Source organism: Vibrio sp. R11-SG3-ISO3-SZ (assembly GCF_059834345.1).
The window spans coordinates 1-8,960 of sequence record NZ_JCBDGX010000179.1; the positions used below are offsets into that span (position 1 = coordinate 1).

Annotated in this window: 11 protein-coding genes; 6 read left to right on the forward strand and 5 right to left on the reverse strand. The window is 49.3% G+C overall.

The window, feature by feature from the left end:
- On the forward strand, positions 1-456 hold a 456-nt coding region (locus AC6R1O_RS18630), incomplete at its 5' end, for an endonuclease/exonuclease/phosphatase family protein (protein ID WP_500657605.1).
- A gap of 27 nt (positions 457-483) precedes the next feature.
- A complete protein-coding gene (locus AC6R1O_RS18635) occupies positions 484-801 on the forward strand; it encodes a DUF4144 family protein (RefSeq protein WP_500637376.1) in 318 nt (105 codons plus the stop codon).
- 68 nt (positions 802-869) lie between these two features.
- Here AC6R1O_RS18635 and speB read toward each other — a convergent pair whose 3' ends face one another.
- Both speB and speA read right to left on the reverse strand, forming a co-directional pair.
- Complete coding sequence (gene speB, locus AC6R1O_RS18640) at positions 870-1,796, reverse strand: agmatinase (RefSeq protein ID WP_487902982.1); 927 nt, start codon at positions 1,794-1,796, stop codon at positions 870-872.
- Complete coding sequence (speA, locus tag AC6R1O_RS18645) at positions 1,797-3,719, reverse strand: biosynthetic arginine decarboxylase (protein ID WP_334553137.1); 1,923 nt, start codon at positions 3,717-3,719, stop codon at positions 1,797-1,799.
- A gap of 258 nt (positions 3,720-3,977) precedes the next feature.
- On the opposite strand from speA, the gene AC6R1O_RS18650 reads away from it, so the two are divergent.
- Both AC6R1O_RS18650 and AC6R1O_RS18655 read left to right on the forward strand, forming a co-directional pair.
- On the forward strand, positions 3,978-4,673 hold the full coding sequence (locus AC6R1O_RS18650; RefSeq protein WP_500657606.1) for a pirin family protein: 696 nt from the start codon (positions 3,978-3,980) through the stop codon (positions 4,671-4,673).
- 107 nt (positions 4,674-4,780) lie between these two features.
- Positions 4,781-5,032 (forward strand): DUF3081 domain-containing protein, encoded by a 252-nt coding sequence (locus tag AC6R1O_RS18655; protein WP_487902985.1) that lies wholly within the window; start codon positions 4,781-4,783, stop codon positions 5,030-5,032.
- Positions 5,033-5,105: 73 nt separating this feature from the next.
- Here the strand turns inward: AC6R1O_RS18655 and AC6R1O_RS18660 are convergent, their stop codons facing one another.
- Positions 5,106-5,465, reverse strand: a complete 360-nt coding sequence (locus AC6R1O_RS18660; protein ID WP_334553142.1) for a MaoP family protein — start codon at positions 5,463-5,465, stop codon at positions 5,106-5,108.
- 207 nt (positions 5,466-5,672) lie between these two features.
- Between AC6R1O_RS18660 and AC6R1O_RS18665 the strand changes: the two genes are divergently transcribed.
- The gene (locus AC6R1O_RS18665; RefSeq protein WP_500657607.1) at positions 5,673-6,566 is read left to right on the forward strand and encodes a LysR family transcriptional regulator; all 894 of its coding nucleotides are present in this window, start codon (positions 5,673-5,675) and stop codon (positions 6,564-6,566) included.
- Between the two features lie 131 nt (positions 6,567-6,697).
- Here the strand turns inward: AC6R1O_RS18665 and AC6R1O_RS18670 are convergent, their stop codons facing one another.
- Complete coding sequence (locus tag AC6R1O_RS18670) at positions 6,698-7,279, reverse strand: FMN-dependent NADH-azoreductase (RefSeq protein WP_334553146.1); 582 nt, start codon at positions 7,277-7,279, stop codon at positions 6,698-6,700.
- Between the two features lie 181 nt (positions 7,280-7,460).
- On the reverse strand, positions 7,461-7,664 hold the full coding sequence (locus AC6R1O_RS18675; RefSeq protein ID WP_334553147.1) for a hypothetical protein: 204 nt from the start codon (positions 7,662-7,664) through the stop codon (positions 7,461-7,463).
- 184 nt (positions 7,665-7,848) lie between these two features.
- On the opposite strand from AC6R1O_RS18675, the gene AC6R1O_RS18680 reads away from it, so the two are divergent.
- Positions 7,849-8,960, forward strand: a 1,112-nt coding sequence (locus AC6R1O_RS18680; protein ID WP_500657608.1) for a bifunctional transcriptional activator/DNA repair enzyme AdaA, incomplete at its 3' end; no start/stop codon positions are given.

The following is an 8,960-nucleotide window of genomic DNA, read 5'->3' on the forward strand; positions in this document are numbered from 1 at the left end:
GAGCATCCACTTCTCGGGCGCTGGTTGTCTCATCAACAACGTGGCTGGGAAGCCGTGATGCTTCGAATTGCGATGGAAAACGCCTACCGTTCACATCCGGTGCCGACTGTGCTGATGGGCGATATGAATCAAAGTTTGGACAGCGTACTGACCGGGCAACTCACGCTCAATGCCAGCAACGACAGTGCGACACTCACACTCGAAGACAGCTGGAGCCTCTACCAAGCCAATGACAAAGCAAAAGACCGGGCGGCCACACATTATCATTTCGCAACGGGCAATGTGTTGGACTACCTGCTTCTCTCGCAAGAGTTTCAAGCTCACTCGCCATACTCACTTGCGGATGTTGTTGGCTATCAGGTGTTGGATCAACATCTGATTAATCCGTCCTTCGCGCAAGATAGTCAAGCGAGTGATCACGCGTTTGTCTCGGTGACGGTCTCGTTTGTTTTATAGTTTGACAACACAATAGGAAACTCAACCATGATTGAATGGCCATGCATGTTCAAGTTAGACGGCGATTACGAGCTACTCTATATACCCTCTCAAGATATATTGGAAAGTGAACTCACGTCGCTGATCTGGAGTGAAGACGATTGGCTGATTGATAGCCGTGGTCGGTGTTTTCTCATCTCAACAGACGAGCAAGGCTATCACTACCAGCCTCACAGCGAGCTTATTACGCTCGAACAAGTGACCCAATGGGTACAAGAACATGAGTTTGCCAAGGTGGAAATGTGCTTGACGAAAATCCACTTTACTTCAATACAGCAAGCCATCGAATCGCTGAGCGTGGCGTAAGTCACCTCAAATGACAACGCAGAAAACAAAACAGGGAGCCGTGGGCTCCCTGTTGGTCAGTGATGTTGTTATTCTTCGATGCGATTGGCTGCCCAAGCGTACATCAACTCTAGTGCGATGGTGGCGCCCGCAAGTGAGGTGAGGTCTGCGTGGTCGTAGGGAGGAGACACTTCTACGACGTCCATACCGACGATGTTCATACCGGCAAAACCGCGGATGATTTTCAGCACTTTATCAGAGTTCAGACCGCCACATACCGGGGTGCCTGTACCGGGTGCAAAAGCTGGGTCTAAACAGTCGATGTCAAAAGTCACGTACACCGGTTTGTCGCCGACGATGTCTCGCACTTGTGCAACAATCTCACTCGCGCTCAGTTCATTGGCTTCCATCGCATTGATGACGTTAAAGCCATGATCTTGCTTTTTGTATTCCGTACGAATGCCAATTTGTACTGAGTGTTTAGGCGAAATCAACCCTTCTTTTGGCGCATGATAGAACATAGTGCCATGATCGTATGAGCTGCCGTTCGCGTAGGTGTCGGTGTGCGCGTCAAAGTGGACGAGCGCCATTTCACCGTGATGCTTCGCGTAGGCGCGCAAGATGGGTAAGGTGACAAAATGGTCTCCGCCCAATGCCAACATGGTTTTACCATCACGCAAGATTTCACTGGTCGCCGCTTCAAGGCGGTAAGTGAAGTCTTCAGCGTCGCCGCAGTCAAACACCAAATCACCCGCGTCAATCACGTTAGCACGTTTGAACACGTTGAAATCCCATGGGAACTTTTTGCTTTCCCAAGCCAAGTTGACCGAGGCACGACGAATGGCGTCAGGGCCCATACGCGCGCCAGGTCGTCCTGACGTCGCCATATCTAAAGGTACGCCGAGGATAACCAAATCGGCATCACTGCCGATAGGGTCGCGCATATAAGGGCGACGACAAAAGGTCATCGCGTTGGAGTAGAGCGAATAATCGATTTTGCTAAACAAATCGTTCACTTAGAAATCCTCTAAATAGGTATAGCCACTTAAGCCTTGCTCAAGTTCTTGCAATACGCTTTGCTGTTCTTGTTCACTGACGCGTTGCGTGACCAGTTCACGGTAGTGCTCACGGATGTTATCGACATCAATATGCACGTAGCGCATCATATCTTCTACAGTGTCGCCCTCATCGATACGCTCGATGATAGGTTCGCCACTGTCATCTACGGTCACGACCGCACTGTGCGTGTCACCGAATAAGTTGTGCATGTCCCCCAAGATCTCTTGGTAGGCACCGACCAAGAAAAAGCCCATAAAGTACGGCTTATCTTTGCTCCATGCTGGGACAGGGAGAGTCGTCTCAATGCCTTGACCATCGACGTACTGATCGACAGTACCGTCTGAGTCACAGGTGATGTCGAGCATTACCGCGCGTCGGTCTTCGACATTCTCAAGCCCTGACAATGGCAGGACAGGGAACACCTGATCAATGCCCCAAGCGTCAGGTAGCGATTGAAACAGCGAAAAGTTGATGAAGAACTTATCCGCCAAACGCTCACTCAGTTCGTCCAAAATAGGGCGATGGAAGCGGTTTTTGGTGCTCATCAATCGGCTGAGCTCGTAGTAAATACGCAATGACATCTGCTCTGCCCAAGCGCGCTGGTGCAGGTTCAACACCCCCGCAGCAAATAGCGAATGCACTTCGGCAAGGTCGCTTTGCGTATCGTTGTAAATCTCAATTAATGCACGCGCATCACTGCCATCTTGCAAGCTTTCCCAGTTGCGCCACATGTTTTGTAGCAGCAGAGGGTCATCAAGTTCTGGCTCATTGACCACTTCCGGCTGGTAGGCTTCTGTGCCGATCACGTTGGTGATCAGTACCGCGTGATGGGCGGTAAGTGAGCGACCCGATTCGGAAATGATCGTCGGCATAGGCTGTTCGTACTGCGTGCACACATCCCCAACCGTGTTGACGATGTTGCGCGCATATTCAATCAAGCCATAGTTCATCGAGCTGGTGGATTGGCTACGTGTGCCGTCGTAGTCCACCGCGAGTCCGCCACCAATATCGAAATATTGAATGTTGGCACCCATGCCGCGCAGTTCACAGTAGAAGCGCGCCGATTCATTGACACCATTACGAATATCGCGGATGTTCGCCATCTGCGAGCCCAAGTGGAAATGCACCAGTTGCAAAGAGTCCAATTGGTTCTCTTTCGTTAGCCTATCAATCACGCTAAGCACTTGTGATGCCGCTAGACCAAACTTCGATTTGTCACCGCCGCTTGATTGCCATTTCCCCGCACCTTGAGAGGCCAGGCGAATACGAATGCCCATGCGCGGTTTAACGCCAAGACTTTTCGCTTCTTTAAGCACTAAGTCCAGCTCGGACATTTTCTCAAGCACGATGAAGACTTTGTGGCCCAGTTTTTCACCGATAAGCGCGAGGCGAATGTACTCTCTGTCTTTATAGCCGTTGCAGACGATCACTGAACTCGCTTTTTGCGCCAGTGCCAGTACCGCCAAAAGCTCAGGCTTACTGCCCGCTTCTAGGCCAAGTTGTTTGGTCTCTAGCTGCGCTTGACTGGCAAGGATCTCATCGACCACTTCTTTTTGTTGGTTCACTTTGATCGGGTAAACCAGCAAGTAGTTATTCGGATATTGGTACTCGTCAATCGCTTGGTTGAATGCGTCACAGATGCCGTGCACACGTTGATGCAGAATCTGAGGGAAGCGGACCAGTACCGGCAAATTAAGCTGCTTTTCTTCGAGTTGAGCGACAATTTTGCTCAGTGGCACTTGGTGATCTTGACCAAGCGCAGGTGACACATACACCTCACCTTGGTTATCGATACCGTAAAAGCCTTGGCTCCAGTGTTGAACATTGTAGTCAGCGCGAACGCGGTCGAGTTTGGAAGAATTTTCCACATCAAGTCTCACAAAGATAAAGAATAAAACATGACTTCAGTGTAGTTAGAAATCATACGAGTCGCGGGCTTAATTTGATGACCGGGTTATCGCGACGAGCGCATTAACGGACAAACGCCCCCTGGTGTCCAACAAAAACAATTTGTCGATAGGACAAAGATTACTTTACGCCTGCTTCATCAAAAATTTCGAACTATTAAGCCAAATTTATCCGCTGTTTGTGAGCGCAAGCATCTCTTAATCTAGGAGAAAAGAAAGAGGAGTAATGTCATGATCACAGTGAGACACGCACACGATCGCGGCCGCGCCAATTTTGGTTGGCTCGACAGCAAACACACGTTTTCATTTGGCCACTATTACGATCCGCAACAGATGGGTTTTTCCGCGCTGCGCGTCATCAATGACGATGAAGTGGCACCCGGAGCGGGGTTTGATACCCACGGTCACCGAGATATGGAAATCATCAGCTACGTTCTTGAGGGCACCATCGAACATAAAGACAGTGAAGGCAATATTAAGTCACTGCCTGCGGGTGAGTTCCAATTGATGTCGGCGGGAAAAGGCATCTATCACAGTGAATACAATGGGTCGAAAACCGATGCATTGCGCTTCTTGCAAATTTGGATTGAGCCGCACACTTTCGGTCAAACGCCTAGCTATCAGCAAAAAGACTTTGGTCAAGCGCCTGGGTTAACGACCATCGCGACGCCCACAGGCGAGGCGGGTACCTTACATATTAAACAAGATGCCCAACTACATCAGCTGATTTTATTACCGGGGGAATCGCTGGAGTACGCGCTTGGCGCTGATCGAAAGGTGTATGTTCACCAAATCGACGGCACGTTAGAGGTTGACGGGAATCCCCTACAAGGGGGAGATGGTGCAAAGGTAGAGTCCACCTCTCGAATCACGCTCATCAACCGCGGCGCTGACAACGTCAAAGCGTTGCTGTTTGATCTTCCCTAGCGCCGCAAGAGTAAATAGAGAAAGCGTGATGTCACTGGCGTTCTCCAGTGGCTAAATTGTACACACAGAGCCATACTTGAAATGAGAACATAACAGGAGGGTCAGCGATGAAAAACGAACTGGATCCGACCAAAGTATTGCAGGCTTACGAGATGGTAATGGCGCGCGGTACGCCGACCGAGTTTGGCAAGATGTATGAAGGGGTCGAAGCGTTTTCCGACTATGATGGCTACAACGTCTTTCTACGCGGTAACGGCGTTGAACTCAAAATCGGTTTCCACAACACCTATCATTTGGAGTATGACCAAGAGCATCTAAGAGACAGCTTCTTGAAAAAGGTCGCCTCTTTGGCCAAATAGCCGAGCCGCAGAAAAGTTAAAGCCCAGATTGTTGCCAATCTGGGCTTTGTTATTCTGTGCTTGCGGGTCGAGATTAATCTTCTTCCACCAAGCTCACATCATCGGCGTAATCTTCCACATTGCCATCTGGTTTTGAACGACCATTTAGGGTGTGAAAGCGTTTACGACCACGAGCGAGTTGAACGTATTTTAACCACACACGTTCCAGCTTGGTTTTCGCTTTTCCAGGGTTTTCGATAACTTTTACGAAATGCTTTTCTTCTGCGTTTTCAGGTGAGAGATCGCCGTTCTCCAAGCCCAACATGGTGTCACCATAGAGGGTTAGGATTTCTTCTTCAGCGAGCGTAAAATCACCAGACTTAGCAAAGCCGCGTGGAAACTTAGTGTTGTCGTAAAAACGTTTTTTGCCGTGACGAAATTCAGTGTCAGACATTGTGGTAGCCTCTGTAACCTACAATTGATAAATGACCTAAGCGGTACAGATCGAAAATTAGGCGCAAAGTTAGCAAAAGGAAAACAAAACTTTTTTATTGTCACTATTAAACATTTTTATGGTTTTAAGGTAACATTTTGCCCATTCAATGGTTTGCTTAATGGCAAGATTTGGTAGGCTTGAACGCTTGCACTTTGAGGAATATTAATGGACGTTAAAGTCTTCAGAACCTTTTTAGAATTGGCCAATGTACGCCACTTTGGTCGTGCGGCGGAAAACCTGTACATCACTCAAGCTGCGGTTAGCGCACGTATTAAGCAATTGGAAAGCTATTTTGATACGCAACTCTTCATCCGTGATCGCAACAACATCAAACTGACTTCCGCCGGTGAGCGCTTGATTGGCTACGCGGAAGTGATGGTCAGCACCTTGCAGCAGGCGAAATTAGAACTCTCCCTAGAAAATGGCAAAGCACTGCAACTGACCCTAGGCGGGACGCCAAACGTGTGGGATGCGTATCTGCAAAATGGCTTAAGCCTCATCACGGATGCCTTCAGTGGTTATGGCTTTATGGCTGAAATCATGGGCAGAGAAGCACTCAATCGCAGTTTGCAAGAACGTACCTTGGATATGGCGTTCGCCTTTGACCAAATCAAAGCCGATGAGCTCAATTGTAAAAAAGTCGCGGATGTGGTGTTGGTCTTGGTTTCGACCTCAGAGGGCAGCGTGGATCAAGTGCTGGAAGACAAGTACGTGTATGTCGATTGGGGCACTAAGTTTGCCTCTGAACATGCTGAGCGTCACCCTAAAATCCCAGCGCCTTATCTACGTACTTCAACGGCGCGCATCGCTTTAGACTTCATCCTTGAAAAGGGAGGAAGTGCTTACTTACCGACCTCTCTTGTCGAGCCCTTCTTAGCCAGCGGGCAATTGGTCAAAGTGGATGACGTGGCAGAGTGGTATCGTCCGATCTACTTGAGTTATCGCAAGGCGAGCACGTCGATTGATGCCATCAGTCAGGTAGAGAAGTTGGTGAAAACCATCGATCCTGTCACGGCGTTCAGCTTTCAGCAGATGGCGGATTGGCCGGTAGACGAGTAGGCCTGAGTGGTTGAAACGGAATAGTTGGAAACGGGCTGGTAAAAACTAGCTCGATAGAAAAGAAAAACCTCGACGATCCGATTAAGTGAAGCGTCGAGGTTTTTTTGTGTCTAGCAATCGAGAAAGTCGGGTTATACGAGCTCAGCCAATTGAGTAAGTGCTTGCTCACGAGCTTCTGCAGCCGGCTCATCACCCATGTTGAGTGCTTCTGCGTAAACAAACTCAACGTCGGTAAGGCCGATAAAGCCAAGAATCGTGGTGAGGTAACTTTCAATCGAGTTACGAGGTGAATCTTTGTGTAGACCACCGCGTGTTGTGACCACCACGACTTTTTTGTTTTCAAGTAGGCCAACAGGACCGTTTTCCGTGTAGCTGAACGTGACGCCCGCACGAGCAATCAAGTCGAAGTAGTTCTTCAGTTGAGTCGGGATCAAGAAGTTGTACATCGGTGCGCCAATCACGATCTGATCGGCCGCTTTGATTTCATCGATCAACTGGTTCGAAAGTGCGAGCACTGCTTTGAGCTCGTCAGATAAATCTTCTGCTGGGCTACGAAGCGCAGTAGCGACGTTAAGGTCAAGAACAGGGATTGGGTTGGCGGCCAAATCACGCTCGATGATGCCTGATTTTCCCTCTAGCACCTTGTCAATGATTTGGTTTGACTGGGAGTGCTCACCCAAGATGCTGGATTTTAGAACGAGTGTCTGTGCCATAATTTTATCCTTTCAATGAAGTTCTTAAACTCTAAACACGAATCGCAGAACGGTTAAGTGTGTCTAGCTCGGCTAGTTGATAACCAGTCTATCGCTATGTCAGAGAAAGGATAAGCGGAGAAAACTGAGTGACTCATTCAATTTTTTTGAATGAGTCACTCTCTCAACAACTAGAGGCCATTCAGAGATTCATCAGGCTCTCGATGGACTCTTCAACGCTCAAATGATGGAACGACTGCACATGCGCTCCGTCGGAGGCATCAATCAGAATGTGGTCAATATTGGCTGCGCCATGCGAGTCGATGTAACCGAGCGATTGTTCGACGCTGTCGCAGATCATGGTGATGTTGTCCTTTAGGACAATCGTGCAAGTGTGTAAATTCATAGCCAACTACCTTATTTTTATTGTTCATCTTTTAATTTAGATGAGGTTCGCACTTTCGCCAAGATCTTCATCCCAAAGTTTTCATCCAAAAGTTGACAAGGTTGAGTTCCGAAAATGGCTAGTATTGCGTGTGCAAACCGTTAGACTTTCTCTATGACTTAGCGCCAAGAGAGCGATGTGAATAATGACCACAGGTGAAAAAGGACAGGGCGTGTCATCGCCGATGGCGATGCTCGGATCATTGAGTGTGCACGAATGCCAGCAAGCGAGGTTAAGCCGAGATGCGCGCTTTGACGGCCAGTTCTACATTGGCGTCAAAACAACGGGTATTTTCTGTCGTCCGATATGCCCAGCCAACTTACCGAAAGAGGAAAACGTCACCTACTTTCTTGAGCGCGCCCAAGCATTGCAGGCGGGCTTTCGGCCATGCCTACGCTGTCGACCGGACAGTGCGCCGAGTTCGTGGGCATGGAAAGGGGTGGAAACCACATTTCAACGTGCCATCACTCTGATTGAGCAAGGTGAGGTAGACAGTAAGGGATTACCTCATTTGTCCGAGCGTTTGGGGATCAGCGATCGCTATTTGCGCAAGCTGTTCGAAAAATACTTAGGGATGTCACCGAAACAATACCTGCAATCGACTCAGCTGCTGTTTGCCAAACAACTGCTCCATTCGAGCTCGATGCCGATTGGGGCGATTGCGTTTGCCAGTGGGTTTCAAAGCGTGCGGCGCTTCAACGATGCGTTTAAACAGGTGCTGAAACTAACGCCGAGCCAAGTGCGTCGGCAAGGCAGTGATGCCCAATCGCACTCTGTGATTGATCTTGCTTACAAAGGCCCACTGGATTGGTCGCAAATGCTGGATTTTTATCGTTTGCGGGCAATAGAGGGAGTCGAGCAGGTCAGTGACCGCCATTATTCGCGCGTTGTCACTGTCGGTCATCATCACGCACATATTTGCATTTATCCACATAAACCGGGCGTGATGAGGGTAGAGTTTGAGCTTGAGGACACACGCTTGCTACGCCCTTTAGTGACTCAGCTAAGACGCATGTTTGATTTGGACACCGACATCACCGCGGTCGAAGCGCATTTGACGGCGATAGAGTCGTCATTGGTTAAGTGTTCTGGGCTGCGAATTCCCGGTGTCTGGGATTGTTGGGAGGCGGGCGTGAGGGCGATTTTGGGTCAGCAAGTGTCCATCAAAGCGGCGATTGGACAGCTTAATTTATTGGCCTCGACCCTCCAACCAGGCGGCGTCACTCACTTTCCAACGCCGGCCGAGGTGGCGAGTGC

Coding starts and splice junctions, on each gene's coding strand:
- AC6R1O_RS18635 (WP_500637376.1), top strand. CDS start 484: ATGATTGAATGGCCATGCATGTTCAAGTTAGACGGCGATTACGAGCTA.
- AC6R1O_RS18650 (WP_500657606.1), top strand. CDS start 3,978: ATGATCACAGTGAGACACGCACACGATCGCGGCCGCGCCAATTTTGGT.
- AC6R1O_RS18655 (WP_487902985.1), top strand. CDS start 4,781: ATGAAAAACGAACTGGATCCGACCAAAGTATTGCAGGCTTACGAGATG.
- AC6R1O_RS18660 (WP_334553142.1), bottom strand. CDS start 5,465: ATGTCTGACACTGAATTTCGTCACGGCAAAAAACGTTTTTACGACAAC.
- AC6R1O_RS18665 (WP_500657607.1), top strand. CDS start 5,673: ATGGACGTTAAAGTCTTCAGAACCTTTTTAGAATTGGCCAATGTACGC.
- AC6R1O_RS18670 (WP_334553146.1), bottom strand. CDS start 7,279: ATGGCACAGACACTCGTTCTAAAATCCAGCATCTTGGGTGAGCACTCC.
- AC6R1O_RS18675 (WP_334553147.1), bottom strand. CDS start 7,664: ATGAATTTACACACTTGCACGATTGTCCTAAAGGACAACATCACCATG.